Origin of the sequence: Roseateles sp., assembly GCF_047654805.1 — a bacterium.
GTDB lineage: Bacteria > Pseudomonadota > Gammaproteobacteria > Burkholderiales > Burkholderiaceae_C > Pelomonas.
This window is the reverse complement of the sequence record NZ_JASGIV010000001.1, coordinates 1,239,334-1,257,267: the sequence shown is the minus strand read 5'-3', so window position 1 is coordinate 1,257,267 and position 17,934 is coordinate 1,239,334. Positions and strand designations below refer to the sequence as shown.

The window sequence follows — 17,934 nt, the reverse complement described above, 5'->3', positions numbered from 1 at the left end:
GTTCCGTTCCAGGAGTTCCCAAATGCTCACCGCCTACCGCCAACACGTCGCCGAACGCGCCGCCCTCGGCATCCCCCCCCTCGCGCTGGATGCCAAGCAAGTCGCCGAGCTGATCGAGCTGATCAAGAACCCGCCGGCCGGCGAGGACGCCTTCTTGCTGGACCTGCTGACGCACCGGGTGCCCCCGGGCGTTGACGATGCCGCCAAGGTCAAGGCCTCGTTCCTGGCCGCCGTCGCCCATGGCGACGTCAAGGTGGGCCTGATCTCCCGGTCCAAGGCCACCGAGCTGCTGGGCACCATGGTCGGTGGCTACAACGTGCATCCGCTGATCGAGCTGCTGGATGACGCTGAGGTCGCTGGCGTGGCTGCCGAGGGTCTGAAGAAGACCCTGCTGATGTTCGACTACTTCAATGACGTCGCCACCAAGGCAAAGGCCGGCAACGCCAAGGCCAAGGAAGTGCTGCAGTCGTGGGCCGACGCCGAGTGGTTCACGAGCCGCCCCGAAGTCGAGAAGAAAATCACCGTCACCGTCTTCAAGGTGCCTGGCGAGACCAACACGGACGACCTGTCCCCCGCACCCGACGCCTGGAGCCGTCCGGACATCCCGCTGCACTACCTGGCGATGCTGAAGAACACCCGCTCCGACGCGGCCTTCAAGCCCGAGGAAGACGGCAAGCGCGGCCCGATGCAGTTCATCGAGGACCTGAAGAAGAAGGGCCACGTGGTGGCCTACGTCGGCGACGTGGTCGGCACCGGCTCCTCCCGCAAGTCCGCCACAAACTCGGTCATCTGGGCCACCGGCGAAGACATCCCCTTCGTGCCCAACAAGCGCTTCGGTGGCGTCACACTGGGCGGCAAGATCGCGCCCATCTTCTTCAATACGCAGGAAGACTCCGGCTCGCTGCCCATCGAGGTGGACGTCTCGAAGCTGGAAATGGGTGACGTCATCGACGTGCTGCCCTACGACGGCAAGCTGGTGAAGAACGGCGAGACCGTCGCCGAGTTCAAGCTCAAGAGCGATGTGCTGTTCGATGAAGTGCGCGCTGGCGGCCGCATCAACCTCATCATCGGCCGCTCGCTGACCGCCAAGGCCCGCGAGTTCCTCGGTCTGCCCGCCTCCACGCTGTTCCGCCTGCCGCAGCCCCCCGCCGCCTCGACCGCCGGCTTCACGCTGGCACAGAAGATGGTCGGCCGCGCCGTGGGCCTGCCGGAAGGCCAGGGCGTGCGTCCCGGCACCTACTGCGAGCCCAAGATGACGACTGTCGGCTCGCAGGACACCACCGGCCCGATGACCCGCGACGAGCTGAAGGATCTGGCCTGCCTGGGCTTCTCGGCGGACCTGGTCATGCAGTCGTTCTGCCACACCGCCGCCTACCCCAAGCCCGTGGACGTGAAGACCCACCGCGAGCTGCCCGCCTTCATCAGCAACCGCGGCGGCGTGGCCTTGCGCCCGGGCGACGGCGTCATCCACAGCTGGCTGAACCGCCTGCTGCTGCCCGACACGGTCGGCACCGGCGGCGACTCGCACACCCGCTTCCCCATCGGCATCAGCTTCCCAGCCGGCTCCGGGCTCGTGGCCTTCGGCGCCGCCACCGGCGTGATGCCGCTGGACATGCCGGAGTCTGTGCTGGTCCGATTCAAGGGCGAGATGCAGCCCGGCGTGACGCTGCGCGACCTCGTGCATGCCATCCCGCTGTACGCAATCAAGGCCGGTCTGCTGACTGTCGCCAAGGCTGGCAAGAAGAACGTGTTCTCTGGCCGCATCCTCGAAATCGAGGGCCTGCCCGACCTGAAGGTGGAGCAAGCCTTCGAGCTGTCCGACGCCTCCGCGGAGCGTTCGGCCGCCGGCTGCACGATCAAGCTGAATCCGGCACCGATCAAGGAGTACCTGACCTCCAACATCGTGCTGATGAAGAACATGATCGCCGATGGCTATGCCGACGCGAAGACGCTGCAGCGCCGCATCGAGAAGGTCGAAGCCTGGCTGGCCAAGCCCGACCTGCTGGAAGCCGACAAGGACGCCGAGTACGCCGCCGTCATCGAGATCGACCTGGCCGACATCAAGGAGCCCATCCTCTGCTGCCCCAACGATCCGGACGATGCCAAGACGCTGTCTGACGTGGCCGGAACCAAGATCGACGAGGCCTTCATCGGCTCGTGCATGACCAACATCGGCCACTTCCGCGCCGCGGCCAAGCTGCTGGGCGGCCAACGCGACATCCCGGTCAAGCTGTGGGTTGCCCCGCCGACCAAGATGGACCAGAGCGAGCTGATCAAGGAAGGCCACTACGCCGCCTTTGGCACTGCTGGCGCGCGCACCGAAATGCCGGGCTGTAGCCTGTGCATGGGCAACCAGGCCCAGGTGCGCGAAGGCGCGACCGTCGTGTCCACGTCGACCCGCAACTTCCCCAACCGCCTGGGTAAGAACACCAACGTGTTCCTGGCCTCGGCCGAACTGGCCGCCATCGCGTCCAAGCTTGGCAAGATCCCGACGGTGGCCGAGTACCACGAGGCCATGGGCATCATCAACAAGGATGCTGCCAGCGTGTACCGCTACATGAACTTCGACCAGATCGAGGAATACGCGGACACCGCCAAGGGCGTGGCCGCCTGACGGCATAGCCCCTGAAAGCCCCCGCCGGCTCGCGCCGACGAGAGCTTTACAGAGATGGTCACCCCCATCTCGTGTTTGCCCCGAACACCCCGGTGACATAGGTTTCCGGGGTGTTCTTCTTTGTGGCGGAGCCTTTCCTGTTCGCGGCACAACGGGCTGTTACCCACCGCCCGCAGCAGCTTCCCAGAATCAGCGCTCCACCAACTCAAGGAGACGAACATGGGCAAGAAGCTGCTGCTGCTGGCGGGTGACTACGTGGAGGACTACGAGATCATGGTGCCCTTCCAGGCGCTGCTCGCCGTGGGCCACCAGGTTGACGCCGTCTGCCCAGGCAAGAAGGCGGGCGACTTCGTATTCACGGCCATCCACGACTTCGAGGGCGCCCAGACCTACTCCGAGAAACCCGGCCACCGCTTCGTGCTCAATGCGAGCTTCGATGCCGTGCAGGCCGCCGACTACGACGGCCTGGTGATTCCCGGCGGTCGCGCCCCCGAGTATCTGCGCACGGTGGCCGGCGTGCTGCCGCTGGTGCAGCACTTCGCCCAGGCGGGGAAGCCCATCGCGGCCATCTGCCACGGCGCCCAGCTGCTGGCGGCTGCAGGTGTCATCCGCGGCAAGAAGGTTTCGGCCTACCCGGCCTGCGCGGCTGAAGTGGAGCTGGCCGGCGCCAGCTATGCCAGCATCCCGGTGGACCAGGCCGTCACCGATGGCAACCTGGTCACGGCGCCAGCCTGGCCCGCCCACCCTGCCTGGATCGCGCAATTCCTGGCCGTGCTGGGCACGCGCATCAGCCACTGAGCGACGCGCACAATGACGCCAGGAGGTGTGCCATGTGCCAGGTCTTCATCAGCGCCAACCCCGAGTCCTACGAGTCGCGCACGCGCTCAGTGCGCCTGCACGGCGTGGTCACCAGCATCCGGCTTGAAAACCTGCACTGGGAAGTGCTGGACGAGATCGCCGCGCGCGATGGCATGGCTGTCACGCAGTTGATCGAGAAGCTGTACGACGAACTGGTGCAGGCTCGCGGCGCGGTGGGCAACTTCGCGTCCTTTCTGCGCGTCTGCGCGCTGCGCTACATGGCGCTGCTGGCGCGCCAGCGCATCCCGGCCGACCTGGGAGTACCCATACGTTCGCTGGACCCGGCCGCCGTCCTGGCGGACCTGCCGCCCAGTTGGGCGCGCACGCCGGGCCGTGTGGAACTACCACGCGCCGACGCCTGAGAACAGCGCTGGGGCCGCACGGCCCCAGCATGCTGGTCTTGAGGCGTCCTGGGGCGCCGTGTTCACACCACGCCCTGGGCCAGCATCGCGTCGGCCACCTTGACGAAACCGGCAACGTTGGCGCCATCGATGTAGCTGACGCCGCCACCGGCCCGCGCGCCGTGCTTCAGGCAAGCGGCATGGATGCCCTGCATGATCTGCAGCAGCCGGGCGTCCACCTCCTCGCGCGTCCACGACAGACGCATCGCGTTCTGGCTCATCTCCAGACCGGAGGTCGCCACGCCGCCCGCGTTGCTCGCCTTGCCAGGCGCGTAGAGCACACCCGCCGCCTCAAAGGCCTTGGCGGCCTCGATGGTGGACGGCATGTTGGCCCCCTCGGCGACGCACAGCACGCCGTTGCCAATCAGCGTGGCGGCGTCACGCGCGTCCAACTCGTTCTGCGTGGCACACGGCAGCGCCACGTCCACCGGCACATGCCAGGGACGCACGCCGGCCTCGAAATGCGCGTCGGTGCGCCGCGCGTAGTCGCTGACGCGGCCGTAGTGGTGGTTCTTGACGTCCATCAGGATGGCGAGCTTCTCCGGCGTGAAGCCGGCATCGTCAATGACCGTGCCGCTGGAGTCGGACACGGTGACCACCTTGGCTCCCAGCTGCATCGCCTTCTCGACCGCGTACTGCGCCACGTTGCCCGAGCCGGACACCGACACGCGCAGCCCCTCGAACGAGCGACCTCGGGTCTTGAGCATCTCCTGCGCGAAGTAGACGGTGCCATAGCCCGTCGCCTCGGGGCGGATCAAAGAGCCACCAAAGGACAGGCCCTTGCCGGTGAACACGCTGGCTGCGCTGTTGGCCAACTTCTTGACCATGCCGGCCATATAGCCTACCTCGCGGCCACCCACACCGATGTCGCCGGCCGGCACATCTGTGTCCGGGCCGACATGGCGGAACAGCTCCGTCGCAAACGCCTGGCAAAAGCGCATGATCTCGGCCGGGCTCTTCCCCTTGGGATCGAAGTCCGAACCGCCCTTGCCGCCGCCCATGGGCAACGTGGTCAGCGCGTTCTTGAAGGTCTGCTCGAAGGCCAGGAACTTCAGCACCGACAGATTCACCGACGGATGGAAGCGCAGGCCACCCTTATAGGGTCCGATGGCCATGCTGTGCTGGATGCGATAGCCGCGGTTGACGTGCACGTCGCCATGATCGTCAAGCCAGGAGACGCGGAACATCACGATGCGCTCGGGCTCCACCAGCCGGTCCAGCAGGCCCTGCTCCGCGTAGCGCGGATGCGCCTGGATGAAGGGCCACAGGCTTTCCATGACCTCGGTCACCGCCTGCAGGTACTCGGGCTGGCCGGGGTTGCGCTGGGCAACATGCTCGAGGAATTGACCTAGGGACGCGTATTTCATGGGCAGCAGCTCTCGGAACAGGCGTGGCGGAAGATCGCCACGGCAGTCCGTCATGTTAAAAAAACATGAACCCATGCACCATCTTGGGTTGCAAAGTCGGCGTTCGCACCAAAACAAGGCAACCAGCCGGCGTGACGCCGGTGTCGAAAACCATTCAGTTCTGAACTTCGCTCACTCAGTTCTGAACTTTTTGGATGGGCGCCCTGGCGGGCGTGTCTAGGACACGCGGGTGAGGGGCAGAACGTCGCCTGCAGGGCCGTTTGCAGCCCGCGGCATGGCGTCGCGCGCTGCACGCATCCGGCAGCTCAGCGGCGTGTCGCAGATGAGTTGCTTGTCGTGAGTGGGCCCCGCTCGGGCGATGGCCATGGCCGCGCCGCATATGGCCTGCTGCCCGTGTCGCTGCTTTCGCAGCAAAGCATGCGCAATCACGGCCAGCGCCAAGGCCTTGATCCGTTGGGAATGCCGGATGGTGCGCTCGTGCGCGAATCGACTGAGGCGAATGTGCGCTGCATTGCCTCACCATTTGAGGCGAACGGAGTACGATACGCCTCATGAGTACTTGGATCTGGTCGCAGCCGAACTGGCCGCACTTCGGCTATGACGCCGCACGCGCGGCGCCGGAGCTGGCGGAGGCCTACACCATGCATGGCTTGGTGTCGGGCAAAGCAGCAGCAATCGGCCTGGGAAGCACGAGCCAGGTGGCGCTCGACGTGTTGAGCGCTGAAGTGATGTCCACAGCCGCCATCGAGGGCGAGAGGCTCAACGCCGATTCAGTCCGCTCTTCAGTCCTGCGCCGGCTTGGGTTGGCCAACACCGGGTCCGGTGACCGCCATGTGGACGGCCTGGTCGACGTGATCAGCGATGCCATGATGAACTTCAAGCAACCGCTGACAGAGGACCGCCTTTGCCGCTGGCAGTCGGCTCTATTCCCGGGCAGCACCACCAGCATTCGCCGGATCGTCGTCGGGCGCTACCGCGACCACGAAGACCCGATGCAGATCGTCAGCGGGCCCATGGGGCGGGAGAAGGTCCACTACGAAGCCCCGCCCTCGGTGGACGTTCCAAAGCACATGGAGAGCTTCTTGAAGTGGTTCAACAACACCGCGCCGGACAGCCCCAGCGGCCAACGCCTTGACGGCCTGGCGCGGGCCGCCATCGCCCACGTCTGGTTTGAAAGCATCCATCCCTTCGAGGACGGCAACGGCCGCCTCGGACGGGCCATTGTGGACATGGCAATGATGCAGCACCTCAATTCGCCTGTTCGCCTGATCAGCCTCTCGACGCAGCTGGAGAAGAACCGCGGCGCCTACTACGAGGCGCTCAACCATGAGCAGCGCGGGGAGGGCGACGTGACCAAATGGGTGCAGTGGTTCGCCAGCCAATGCTCTGCCGCCTATGAGCGCACGAACGAGATCATTGATCGAGCCATTGAGAAGCGGCAGTTCTGGGATGCCCATGGCAAGGGCCTGGCTGAGCGCAAGAGCAAGGTTCTGCAGCGACTGTTGGACGAGGGCAATGGAGGCTTCCTGGGCGGCCTGAACGCTGACAAGTACATCAAGATGACTGGCGTGTCGCGGGCTACGGCCTCGCGAGATCTCGCTGAGATGGTTGCCGGCGGCCAGCTCTGGAGCGTGGGTGCAGGCAAGGCCATCCGCTACTACGTGAACGTGCCTGGTTGGACGCACGGAATTGACCGTGACGGCGCGCAGCAGGCCTCAGGGCCAGCCGGACAAAGTGTCGAGTCTGATGGGGCGCCTCTGACGGATCTGCAGGCGAGGCTGGAGGAGGCCGGCTTCACCGTCGGCCCCATCTCCGGCGACAAGGACCGCCAATACGTCGGGCCGGTTGTCGCGGTCACCGACCTCTACGCGGCTCAAGATCTAGGGCGGCGGCAGGTTGTCATCCACGACCTTAAGCGGCTGGACCGTGTGCCCGAACTCGCCGAACGTCTGGAGGTCACTTTCAAGGGTGGCCAAGGCCAAGTCACTGTCTTGGCAGGGCCTCGCAAGGACTTGGGGCGGTGAACCCGAAGGAGCTAGTTTGAAGCAACCCACCCAGCTCGGCCCGTGGCCATTGCGGCGATGGTGCTGCTGGGTTTGGCCAGGTAGCCGGTCAGCCAGGCGTAAAAGCTCAGAGTTGAAAGAATGAAACCCCTGAAAGTTCAGTCTTGAATGAGCGCGCGGTTCAGGACTCAATGAGCGCAGCTTCCGCAAGGCCTTGATCCAGCTCGTAGGGCGAGTTCGGGAGGTGTGCGGTTTCCGACAGCCGGCCCAAACAAAAAGCGGCCCGAGTTGCCTCAGGGCCGCTTGCGCGCCGGTTGGATGATGTTCAGGCCTTGATGTCCAGCAAGGCGCCGGTGGTGTTGAGTTGCGTCTGCAACACCTTCAGGTTCGCGACGAAGGCGTAAGCGGCCGACTGCTGCTCGACCACCTCGTTGGCCGGATTGATCTCGCGCTCCGGCACCTTGTCGACATTCGTCGGTTCCGGGCTCAGACGGTCCTGGTTGCTGGTTGCCAGGTTCGCGATATTGGCCGCCGACGCACGAAGCCGCTCGTTGGCGGACGACATGCCGGACAGGGCGGTTGAGAAAGCGACGGTCATGGCTTCAGTCCTGGGCTCTTCGACCGCTACATCGGCCGGGCTGAGCCGAACTTTAGAACATCCAGCGAAAAATCCCGCATTTCCGGGGATCACCCCGCCCGAAAGCGTGATTTCAGCCCGCCAGTTCCTCGTAGCCGCCGGCGGACACGAAGACCCGCACGCTGTCGCCACCCGCCGCCTTGGCCTCGGCGCAGGCCAGTGCGCCGGCGCCCAGCACCGCCTCCACGGTCGTCAGCGCCGGCTGGATCTGAACAACCCCCAGCGACGCCTTCACCCTCGTGCGGTGCAGGCCCCAGCGCAGCCGGTAGCCGGCAACGGCGGAGCGCACCTTCTCGGCGATGATCTGCGCGTAGTGCTGGTCGCAGTCAGGCAGCAGGATGGCGAAATGGTCGTCCTCGAGGCGTGCGACAAGGTCGGAGGCTCGCACCTTGCCGATCAGCATCTGGCCCAGGCCGTAGAGGAAATGGTCCCCCACCTCGGCCCCCATGTCCTTGACGACCTCGCCGAACCTGTCGACGTCGAGCCACAGCACCGACACTGGTTCGCTGCGGCGGCTGCCGACATGCTCGGCCAGCCGGCGCTCGAACTCCCGGCGGTTGGCCAGCTCAGTGACCGCGTCGTGCTTGGCCGTCCAGGTCGGCTGCAGGCGCTGCGCCCTGGCCGTCGTCACATCCTCGACGATCCACAGCGCCTCGTCCCCGGGAGCTTCCCAGTGCACCGGCGTGGCCTGCAGCCGGCCCCAGAAACGGTGGCCGTCCCGCTTCACGTACTCGATCTCCTCGTCCAGCGGCCGGCCAGCGGCAAAGGCCGCTGCGGCGCGCTCGTTCAGCCCTGCGTGAGCCAGGTCGGTCGTGTGGACCACCCGTGTCCCCTGGCCAGCCAGGTCGCTGTCGTCGCCAAAGCCGAACAGGTGGTTGAACTCCTCGCTGACGACCTCAAAACACTGGCCGCGGACAAAGGCGACCGCCATCGGCGCGCGCACCAGCAGGGCGCGAAGGCGGGCGGCGGTGGTGTCCTCGTTGCGGGCGGGGGCGGCGCTGCTCATGAAGTGTCTCCGGATCGATCTTCAGGCCCAACTATCGCAGGACTGCAGGCTTTAGACCATGCAGCCGATCACGGGATCGGCCTCAGGGTGCGATCTGCTCGGCGTAGTCGTACAGCGCAGACAGAATCCCCTCCCCGCGCTCATCCGCCGTCTCGCCCAACTGGTCGATGCGCTCCATGAAGGCCGACAGCGTCTGGGCACCACCCTCGCCTTCGTGCAGCCTTGCACTCAGATGCGCGTGCCAGCGCTCGGCCTCCTCGGCAGACAGCGCCTGCGGGAAGTTGCGCGCCCGCCAGCGGAACACCAGCTCGTCCAGCCTCCCGTCCTGGAAGGCCAGCTTGCCCTGGGCCGCGCGCTCGGTGAGTTGCTCAGGCGGCGTCGTGCGCACGCGGTTCAGCGCGCGGCGGTCTTCATTGCCGATGAAGCCGCCGTAGAGGTCCTCGTCCACATCGGCAGCCTGGAATGGCTCGCGCTGGAACACCTCCGCCCACAGGCCGTCCAGCAGCCGCCCCTTCTCGGCCAGCAGCCCGGCGCTCGCGAGCTGAGCCTCGACGTCATGGCCCCAACGCTGGGCCATGGCCGGGCTGAGCGTCTTCAGGTTGCCGATGACGATGGGGCTCTTGTTGACGTGAATGGTCTTGATGGGCAGCCGCGTGACGCCCTCGGGCAGCTCATCCTGCTTCGTGAACATGCGCTGGCGGATAGCCTCGGCGTTCAGGGTCAGCAGTTCTTCGGGCGAGACACTGCAGTCCCAGACGATCAACTCGTTCTTGTTCGTCGGGTGCGGCGCCAGCGGCCAGACCATGGCGATACAGCCACGTTCCGGACCATACATGCCCGAGACGTGCAGGAAGGGTTTGCCCACACCGATCTCGTCCCACACGGCCTGCTTGCTGCGCAGCTTCACGCAGAAGTCCCACAGCTTGGGTTGTGCCTGGCGCAGCTTGCGCGCCAGCGCAACGGTGGCGCGCACGTCCGACAACGCATCGTGCGCGGCCTCGTGCGCCACCCCGTTGGCCACTGTCAGATGCTCCAGCTTGAAGCTGGGGCGGCCGTCCTCGTGCCGGGGCCATTCCATGCCGTCGGGCCGCAGCGCATAGGCGCAGCGCACGACATCCAGCAGGTCCCAGCGGCCGCAGCCGTTCTGCCACTCGCGACCATAGGGGTCGATGAGGTTGCGCCAGAACAGGTGCCGCGTCACCTCATCGTCGAAGCGAATGCTGTTGTAGCCCACGCCCACGGTGCCAGGCAGGGCAAGGACCGTCTCGATGGCCGCAGCGAACTCGTGCTCCGGCACGCCGCGCTCAAGGCAATGCTGGGGCAGGATGCCAGTGAGCAAGCAGGACTCGGGGTCGGGCAGGTAGTCGGGGGCCGGCTGGCAGTAGAGCATCAGCGGCTCGCCGACCTCGTTCAACTCGGCATCGGTGCGCAGGCCGGCGAACTGCGCCGGCCGGTCGCGGCGCGGCACGCGGCCGAAGGTCTCGTAGTCATGCCAGAAAAAGCTCAGGTCGCTCATGTTGTCACGATAGCGCAAGCCCTGGAGGACGCCCCGTCGCCAAGCCGGATGGCCTCCGCTAGAGTGGCCCGAACGTCGCAAAAGGATGGGAGCCGGCCTTGAAGACCCACGCAGCACTGCTTGACGCTTGGCCGGCCCTCGCACTCGTGACGGCATTGGCGGGGATCACCGGCCAAGCCAGGGCCGACGACGACACCATTGCCACCGACCGCCCGGACTTCGTGGAATCCAGCGACGTGGTCGGCAAGGGCCGCTTCCAGCTCGAGACCAGCATGGCCTTCGAGCGGGATCGCCAGGGCGGCGTGAGGACGCGACTGGCCAGCACCCCCACGCTGCTGCGCATCGGCGTCGCCGAGGCCTGGGAGCTGCGCTTCGAGACCGACGGCCGACTGCGGCAGCGGACGGATGCCGCCGGGCTCACGACGCGGGAGAACGGCTGGTCTGACCTGTCGGTGGGCGTCAAGTGGCATCAGCACGATGGCGACGAGGAGGCCGGCACGCCTGGGCTGGGCTGGCTGCTGCACGTGGACGTGGACAGCGGCTCGGGCAGCTTCCGCGGCCAGGGCTTGCGACCTTCGCTGCGCTTCGTGGCCGAATGGGAGTTCGCGGGCGGCTGGTCATTCGGCGTCATGCCGGGCCTCTATCGCGACCGTGACGAGGGCGGCCGGCACTTCGTCGGCGCCATCCTGGCCGGCGTCGTCGGCAAGTCGCTGACCGATAGGCTGCGCGGCTTCGTCGAGGTCTCGGGCCAGCAGCTCGCTTCCAACCGCCATGGGGGCAGCGTCGTCACCTTCGACACCGGCCTGGCCTATCTGCTCGGCCGCGACTTGCAGGTGGACGTAGCCCTGTTCCGCGGTATCAGCAAGAACGCACCCGACCTGGCCTGGACGATCGGCCTGTCCGCCCGCTTCTGAGGAGACGCAGCGATGAGCCTCACCATCCGCCAGCGCCTGCTGGCCCTCAGCCTGCTGGGCCTGTTCTTCGTTTCCCTCGTCGGCGTAGTGGGCTATCTGGCCCTGGGCACGCTGTCCAGCACGGCTGAGTCCGTGGCGCGCTCCAACTCGGCGCTGCGCTCGCAGCTGGAAGCGGACATGATGCACGACGCGCTGCGCGGCGACGTGCTGCGCGCGGTGATGGGCGGTCTCAAGGGCCAGGCGGCCGAGGTCACCGATGCGCAGAGGGACATCAGCGGGCATACGCGGGCGTTCCGCGAACACATGGACGAGCTCAAGTCCCTGGAGCTCAGCCCTGCGATTTCCGCCGCGATCGGCAAGACCCAGACACAGCTCAACGCCTACATCGAAAGTGCCAACGAGGTGGTTGCGCTGGCCGGCAGGGACCTGGCTGCCGCGGAAGCACGACTCCCCGTCTTCGGCAAGGCCTTCAAGGCGCTGGAGGCGGAGATGGAGCAGCTCAGCGACCTCATCGAGGCCTTCGCCAAGGAGACCGACGCGACCGGCGCGGCCTCGGCATCGCGCGCACGGCTGCTGCTGGTCGCGGCTGCAATCGTCGGTGCGGCGCTACTGCTGGGCTTCAACCTCGTTGCGGCACGCCGCATCACGCTGCCGCTGCAGCAAGCCGTCAGTCATACGCAGACGGTGGCGGCCGGCGACCTCAGCCATCACGTCGAAGGTCACACCCGTGACGAGACCGGCCACCTGCTGCTGGCGCTGGAGCAGATGGGCACCAGTCTGGCCCATATCGTCGGCCAGGTGCGATCCAGCGCGGACTCGATCGCCACCGGCTCGGCCGAGATCGCCACCGGCAGCGCCAACCTCAGTCAACGCACCGAGGAGCAGGCCAGCAGCCTGGAGGAGACCGCCTCCGCCATGGAAGAGCTGACCGCGACGGTGCGCAACAACGCCGAGACCGCGCAGCGCGCCACCGAGCTGGCGCGCTCGGCCGCCGGCGTCGCCGAGCGCGGCGGCACGGCGGTGGGCGAGGTCATCAGCACGATGGGCGAGATCTCGGCCAGCTCGCGGCGAATCGCGGACATCATCGGTGTCATTGACGGCATCGCCTTCCAGACCAACATCCTGGCGCTGAACGCGGCCGTGGAAGCTGCCCGGGCCGGCGAGCAGGGCCGCGGTTTCGCGGTCGTGGCCGCGGAGGTACGCTCACTGGCACAGCGCTCGGCGACTGCAGCACGTGAAATCAAGGACTTGATCGGCAACAGCGTGGCGCGCGTCGAGGCCGGTGCCCAGCAGGTGGGCCGGGCGGGCGAGACCGTACAGAGCATCGTCGCCGAGGTGGGCAAGGTCAGCGACCTCATCGCCGAGATCAGCTCGGCCAGCCATGAGCAGAGCCAGGGCATAGGCCAGGTGGGCTCGGCCGTCGCCGTGCTCGACCAGATGACGCAGCAAAACGCGGCCCTGGTGGAACAGAGTGCCGCGGCGGCAGAGAGCCTGAAGGATCAGGCAGCCCGGCTGGCCGCGCTGGTGGCGCAGTTCAGGCTGCCGCGCTGAGGCTCAGCGTTTCCTGACGACCACGCTGCCGATGGAATAGCCGGCGCCGAAGGAGCAGATGACGCCCGTCTCGCCAGCCGTCAGGTCGCCATGGTGCTCATGGAAGGCGATGATGGAACCCGCCGACGCCGTATTGGCGTACTCGTTCAGGATCAGCGGCGCGACCTCGCTGCCAGCGTCGGCGCCGACCAGCTTCTTGATGACCAGCTGGTTCATGCCCTGGTTGGCCTGGTGCAGCCAGAAGCGGCGCATCTGCGTCGGCTCCAGTCCCAACTTGGCCAGGTGGGCCTCGATGTGGGCGGCGGCCATGGGCACCACTTCCTTGAAGACTTTGCGGCCCTCTTGGTAGAAGGTCAGGTCGCGGGCATTGGGGTCGCGGTCCTCGGCGCGGTTCATGAAGCCGAAGTTGTTGCGGATGTTGCTGCTGAACTGCGTGGCCAGTTGCGTGCCGAGAATCTCCCACTGGTCGGCGCTGGTGGCCGTGTCGGCGCGCTCGACGATGAGGGCCGTGCAGACATCGCCGAAGATGAAGTGGCAGTCGCGGTCACGCCATTCCAGGTGGGCCGAGGTGATCTCGGGGTTCACCACCAGCACGCACTTGCTCGCGCCCGAGCGCACCGCGTTAAAGGCCTGCTCCAGCGCGAAGGTGGCCGACGAGCAGGCCACGTTCATGTCGAAACCGTAGCCGCCAGCACCCAGCGCCTGCTGGATCTCCACGGCCATCGCCGGGTAGGCTCGCTGCATGTTGGCACTCGAACAAAGCACCGCATCGATGTCGGCACCCGTCTTGCCGGCCACCTGCAGCGCCTGGCGGGCCGCGTCCACGGCGATCTCGGCCATCAGCGAAATCTGGTCGTCGGGACGCGGCGCGAAGCGCGGGTACATGCGGGTCGGGTCCAGCACGCCGTCCTTCTCGATGACGTAGCGCTGCTTGATGCCCGACGCCTTCTCGATGAACTCGACGCTGGAATGCGTCATGGCCGCACGCTCGCCGGCGGCAATGGCCCCGGCATGCTCGGCGTTCTGCAGATCGGCGTAGCGGTTGAAGGCCTCGACGAGCTCGGCGTTGGTGATGACGTGCGGCGGCCGGTACAGGCCGGTGCCGCTGATGACCACGGCCGGGAATGAAGCTTGCATAGAGTAGCCGGGCGATGCCGCCTGCCGAAGTACGAAGGCTCGAATCTTACTGAGCCACGCTGGTGCCATCACTCCGCACTACTCTGGAGCGCCATGCACGAAGACAGCCTGCTTCCGCCCGACGACGGCCTGCGCCTGGCGCTGCACAACGAGGTGCACGCGCGACCGCCGCCGCGTATCCGGCTGCCCGCCGTCATCATCCACGTCGCGGTGCTGAACGATGGCGTCAGCCGGGCTGACGAACATGCCCACCTGCGGCAGTTGCCTGGCCAGCACGCGCTGGCAGCAGACGCGCTGAACGCCAACTTCCTGCGCCTGCGCTGCGGCGAGTTCTCGCTGAAATGGGAACGTCACGCCGAGTTCACGCGTTACGCAGTGGTGCAGCCGCTGCCGGCCGACGCGGAGCCCGGCGCGCAGACGCTGGACGCACTGCCGCTGCGCGTGGACGCTGCCTGGCTGGGCCGCATTCCAGGGCGCACCATCGCGGCGATCAAGCTGGTCATGGCCGAGCGGCCGCTGACCTTCGCGCCCAGCGCGCTGGCGGAGGCCCAGGCATGGTTTGGCGCCCATGCCGTCGTCGCCTCCACCATGGGCGGGCATTCACTGGTCGTCACCGACTTCTGCCTGCGTGCGACCGGCTTCGAGCACATCGTCGTGCTGGCCGAGCCCGGCACACCAGAGACCCGCGCCGGGCGCATCTGCCAGCGCCTGCTGGAGCTGGAGACCTACCGGCTGATGGCCTTGCGCGGCCTGCCCGCGGCCAAGTCACTGGGTGCCACGCTGGCCGAGGTGGAAGCGACGCTCGCCGGCATCACGGCACGGCTGGAACGACGCGGCGCGTCCGAGGCGGAGCTGCTGGACGACCTGATTTCCACCGCCGCCCGCGTCGAGCACGCAACGGCCGAGCACCAGTACCGCTTCGCAGCGACCGAGGCCTACCAGGCCATCGTCGCGGCGCGGCTGGATGAGCTGCATGAGGGCAAGGTGGCCGGCACGCAGACGCTGGGCGAGTTCATGCAGCGCCGGCTGTCTCCGGCCATCGCGACGGTGTCGGCAACCGCGCAGCGACTGGACGCGCTGTCGCGGCGCATCGAGCGCGCCAGCGCACTGCTACGTACGCGGGTAGACATCGCAACGGAGGTCCAGAACCAGCAGCTGCTGGCCCAGATCGGCGACGGCCAGCGCACGCAACTGCGCATGCAGGCCACGGTGGAGGGCCTGTCGCTGGCGGCCATTACCTATTACGTCGTCAGCCTGCTGCTGTACTTCTTCAAGGCGCTGAAGACCGAAGGCTGGCTGCCGGTATCGCCAGAACTTGCGGCCGGTGCCGCCATCCCCGTCGTGTTGACTGGCGTCTGGTGGACGACCAGGCGGATCCACCGTAAATTCTTCGGCCACTAGAATCGGCCACCGGGCCCAAATTTTGTCTTCGGTCCGGCGCGTCGCGTCTTGACTTCGCAAGCGAAGTTGGACTGCGATGTGACGGCCTCCCGGCCGTCGAGGGTGCCAGCCCTCTTGCCGAAGCAAGTCAAGCGCTCGCAGCCCAGGTCGCGCACTGCACGAACGCGCGCCGCAACTGTGAACACCATTGACATGGAAATCTTCGACTACGACAACATCTTGCTGTTGCCGCGCAAGTGCCGCGTGGACAGCCGCTCCGACTGCGACACCTCCGTGCAGTTCGGTCCGCACCGCTTCAAGCTGCCGGTGGTGCCGGCCAACATGAAGACCGTGGTGGACGAACCCATCACCGAGATGCTGGCCCGCGAGGGCTACTTCTACGTGATGCACCGTTTCGACCTCGACAGCCTGGCCTACGCCAAGGACATGCGAGACAAGGGCTTGCTTGTCTCGCTCAGTGTGGGTGTGAAGCCGGCTGACCATGAGCTTGTCGACAGGCTCGCGGCCGAGGGCGTCGGTGCCGACTACCTGACCATCGACATCGCGCACGGCCACGCCGAAAGCGTGCAGCGCATGATCGCCCACATCAAGCACAAGCTGCCCGAGGCCTTCGTCATCGCAGGCAACGTCGGCACGCCCGAGGGCGTCATCGATCTGGAGAATTGGGGCGCAGACGCGACCAAGGTCGGCGTCGGCCCGGGCAAGGTCTGCATCACCCGGCTCAAGACCGGCTTCGGAACGGGCGGCTGGCAGCTGTCAGCGCTGAAATGGTGCGCCCGCGTGGCCACCAAACCCATCGTGGCCGACGGGGGTATCCGCCACCACGGCGACATCGCCAAAAGCGTGCGCTTCGGCGCGTCCATGGTCATGATCGGCTCGCTGTTCGCCGGCCATGAGGAGTCGCCTGGCAACACGGTCGAGGTCGACGGCAAGCTCTACAAGGAGTACTACGGCTCGGCGTCGGACTTCAACAAGGGCGAGTACCGGCACGTAGAAGGCAAGCGCATCCTGGAGCCGGTCAAGGGCAGGCTCGGCGACACGCTGCGCGAGATGCAGGAAGACCTGCAGAGCTCGATCTCCTATGCCGGCGGCACGCAGCTGGCCGACTTGAAGAAGGTCAACTACGTGATCCTGGGCGGAGAGAACGCGGGCGAGCACTTGTTCATGTGAAACGCGTCCGTGGGGCGCCGTGCGCCGAGCAAGTCAGCACGAGCCCCACGATGTGACGCGCCTGCAGGGGATGCAGCCGGAACGCGGGTGAACAGCTACACCTGTGACCAGGCTCAGGGCTCACCCTTGGATGGCTTGGGGTACTGGCGGTTGATGTCCAGAGGCTCCGCATACGGCGAACTCCAGGCCAGCTCATGCAAGGCAGCCAGCCGCCCGGCCATGGCTGCGTCACGCAGCACCACCTCCAGGTTGCGCGACTTGTCCAGATAGCCGCCGGCCCAGTTGCTGGTTCCCACCCATGCGACCTCGCCGTCGATGCTCATCGCCTTGGTGTGGATGACCCGCGCAAAGGGGATGAAACCGGTACTGGCGCGCGGCAGCGTCACGACGCGGATCTCGATGCCTGGCAGCAGTGCCAGGCTCTTCAGGTGATGGATGGCCGGCTGCTCGGTGTTCCAGCTCGACACCATCAGCTTGATCTTCACGCCGCGAGCTGCGGCGGCCCGGATTGCGTTGTCGATGACGGGGTAGAAGGGCCGCTGCCCGGGTGCGTACGACAGCGGCGCATAGTCCAGCAACTGCACCCTCACTTCGCTGCGCGCCTGGGCCAGCAGGCGCGGCAGCACCTCCTCGGAGTCGCCCACGCCAGGCGGGTTCCAGGCGCGCGGACTGGACAGCAGGAAGGCCTTGCGCGCGATGTCGAACGGTGCCGCCGGCTGCACCAGCGCGGGCACGACCTGGCCGGCAGCCACCAAGGCCTGGGCCTGCCAGTCCTGCTCGAACACGGCCTGCACCTCGGCCACCAGCGCCGGGTCCGTGATGCGCAGGCCTGCCTCCTGGATGTGCTTGAGCGAACGCCAGTCGAAGTTCTGGCTGCCCACATAGGCCTCACGCCGGTCGACGACGAAATACTTGGCGTGGATGATGCCGTTGCCGCTGATCTTGCTGTAGTCCAGCAGGCGGAACTCCAGCCCGGGAATGCGTTGCAGCCGCGCCAGCGTCGCCGGCTCGGACAGGCGCTGGCCCTTGGCCTCCATCAGGAAGCGCACCTTCACGCCACGGGCCAGCGCAGCCTCAAGGCGGGTTATCAACAAGTCCAGTGCCTCGCCGTCGCGGCCAGCGACGTAGAACTGGCCGATGACGATCTCCTCGCGGGCGGCATCGAACATTTCTCGCCAGACCTGCACGGGCTCGCGCAGGTCTGGTGCTGTCAGGCGTGTTTCGGCCGGGGCGGTGTAGACCAGTTCGTAGCCCGGAATCGAAAACTCGGCCCGCGCCGGCGGGGCGTTCAGGCAGGCGAGGCTGGTCAGGACGCCCAGTGCCAAGGCGGGCAGGCGGAGGAAGGTGTTCATGGCGGTG

14 protein-coding genes are annotated in these 17,934 nt (G+C 66.7%); 8 read left to right on the top strand and 6 right to left on the bottom strand.

What is annotated here, in order from left to right:
• Window positions 1-22 precede the first annotated feature (22 nt).
• The 3 genes from acnB (at window position 23) to QM732_RS05620 (ending at window position 3,834) form a co-directional block, all read left to right on the top strand.
• Window positions 23-2,614 carry a bifunctional aconitate hydratase 2/2-methylisocitrate dehydratase gene (gene acnB / locus QM732_RS05630; RefSeq protein ID WP_415655206.1) on the top strand — a complete coding sequence of 864 codons (2,592 nt, stop codon included), beginning with the start codon at window positions 23-25 and terminating at the stop codon, window positions 2,612-2,614.
• A gap of 219 nt (window positions 2,615-2,833) precedes the next feature.
• The gene (locus QM732_RS05625; protein ID WP_415655205.1) at window positions 2,834-3,412 is read left to right on the top strand and encodes a DJ-1/PfpI family protein; all 579 of its coding nucleotides are present in this window, start codon (window positions 2,834-2,836) and stop codon (window positions 3,410-3,412) included.
• 32 nt (window positions 3,413-3,444) lie between these two features.
• Entirely contained in the window at window positions 3,445-3,834 is a 390-nt protein-coding gene (locus QM732_RS05620) for a ribbon-helix-helix domain-containing protein (RefSeq protein ID WP_415655204.1), read from the top strand.
• A 62-nt stretch (window positions 3,835-3,896) separates the two neighbouring features.
• Here the strand turns inward: QM732_RS05620 and gdhA are convergent, their stop codons facing one another.
• Window positions 3,897-5,240, bottom strand: a complete 1,344-nt coding sequence (gene gdhA / locus QM732_RS05615; RefSeq protein WP_415655203.1) for an NADP-specific glutamate dehydrogenase — start codon at window positions 5,238-5,240, stop codon at window positions 3,897-3,899.
• Window positions 5,241-5,791: 551 nt separating this feature from the next.
• Between gdhA and QM732_RS05610 the strand changes: the two genes are divergently transcribed.
• Entirely contained in the window at window positions 5,792-7,264 is a 1,473-nt protein-coding gene (locus QM732_RS05610) for a Fic family protein (protein WP_415655202.1), read from the top strand.
• Window positions 7,265-7,568: 304 nt separating this feature from the next.
• On the opposite strand, the gene QM732_RS05605 is transcribed toward QM732_RS05610, so the two are convergent.
• The 3 genes from QM732_RS05605 to sbcB all read right to left on the bottom strand — a co-directional run bounded on the left by QM732_RS05605 (window position 7,569) and on the right by sbcB (window position 10,402).
• Window positions 7,569-7,841, bottom strand: coding sequence for a flagellar basal body rod protein (locus QM732_RS05605; protein ID WP_415655201.1), 273 nt, complete (start codon window positions 7,839-7,841; stop codon window positions 7,569-7,571).
• A gap of 112 nt (window positions 7,842-7,953) precedes the next feature.
• Entirely contained in the window at window positions 7,954-8,886 is a 933-nt protein-coding gene (locus QM732_RS05600; protein WP_415655200.1) for a GGDEF domain-containing protein, read from the bottom strand.
• 82 nt (window positions 8,887-8,968) lie between these two features.
• The gene (gene sbcB, locus QM732_RS05595) at window positions 8,969-10,402 is read right to left on the bottom strand and encodes an exodeoxyribonuclease I (protein WP_415655199.1); all 1,434 of its coding nucleotides are present in this window, start codon (window positions 10,400-10,402) and stop codon (window positions 8,969-8,971) included.
• Between the two features lie 98 nt (window positions 10,403-10,500).
• On the opposite strand from sbcB, the gene QM732_RS05590 reads away from it, so the two are divergent.
• Complete coding sequence (locus QM732_RS05590; RefSeq protein ID WP_415655198.1) at window positions 10,501-11,316, top strand: transporter; 816 nt, start codon at window positions 10,501-10,503, stop codon at window positions 11,314-11,316.
• 12 nt (window positions 11,317-11,328) lie between these two features.
• A complete protein-coding gene (locus QM732_RS05585) occupies window positions 11,329-12,867 on the top strand; it encodes a methyl-accepting chemotaxis protein (RefSeq protein ID WP_415655197.1) in 1,539 nt (512 codons plus the stop codon).
• 3 nt (window positions 12,868-12,870) lie between these two features.
• On the opposite strand, the gene QM732_RS05580 is transcribed toward QM732_RS05585, so the two are convergent.
• Window positions 12,871-14,004: a beta-ketoacyl-ACP synthase III gene (locus tag QM732_RS05580; protein ID WP_415655196.1), complete on the bottom strand. Its 1,134-nt coding sequence runs from the start codon at window positions 14,002-14,004 to the stop codon at window positions 12,871-12,873.
• A gap of 93 nt (window positions 14,005-14,097) precedes the next feature.
• On the opposite strand from QM732_RS05580, the gene QM732_RS05575 reads away from it, so the two are divergent.
• Window positions 14,098-15,405, top strand: coding sequence for a DUF3422 family protein (locus QM732_RS05575; protein WP_415655195.1), 1,308 nt, complete (start codon window positions 14,098-14,100; stop codon window positions 15,403-15,405).
• Window positions 15,406-15,597: 192 nt separating this feature from the next.
• Window positions 15,598-16,575 carry a GMP reductase gene (locus tag QM732_RS05570; protein ID WP_415655194.1) on the top strand — a complete coding sequence of 326 codons (978 nt, stop codon included), beginning with the start codon at window positions 15,598-15,600 and terminating at the stop codon, window positions 16,573-16,575.
• A 113-nt stretch (window positions 16,576-16,688) separates the two neighbouring features.
• Here QM732_RS05570 and QM732_RS05565 read toward each other — a convergent pair whose 3' ends face one another.
• Window positions 16,689-17,927, bottom strand: coding sequence for a phospholipase D-like domain-containing protein (locus QM732_RS05565; RefSeq protein WP_415655193.1), 1,239 nt, complete (start codon window positions 17,925-17,927; stop codon window positions 16,689-16,691).
• Between the last annotated feature and the right edge of the window lie 7 nt (window positions 17,928-17,934).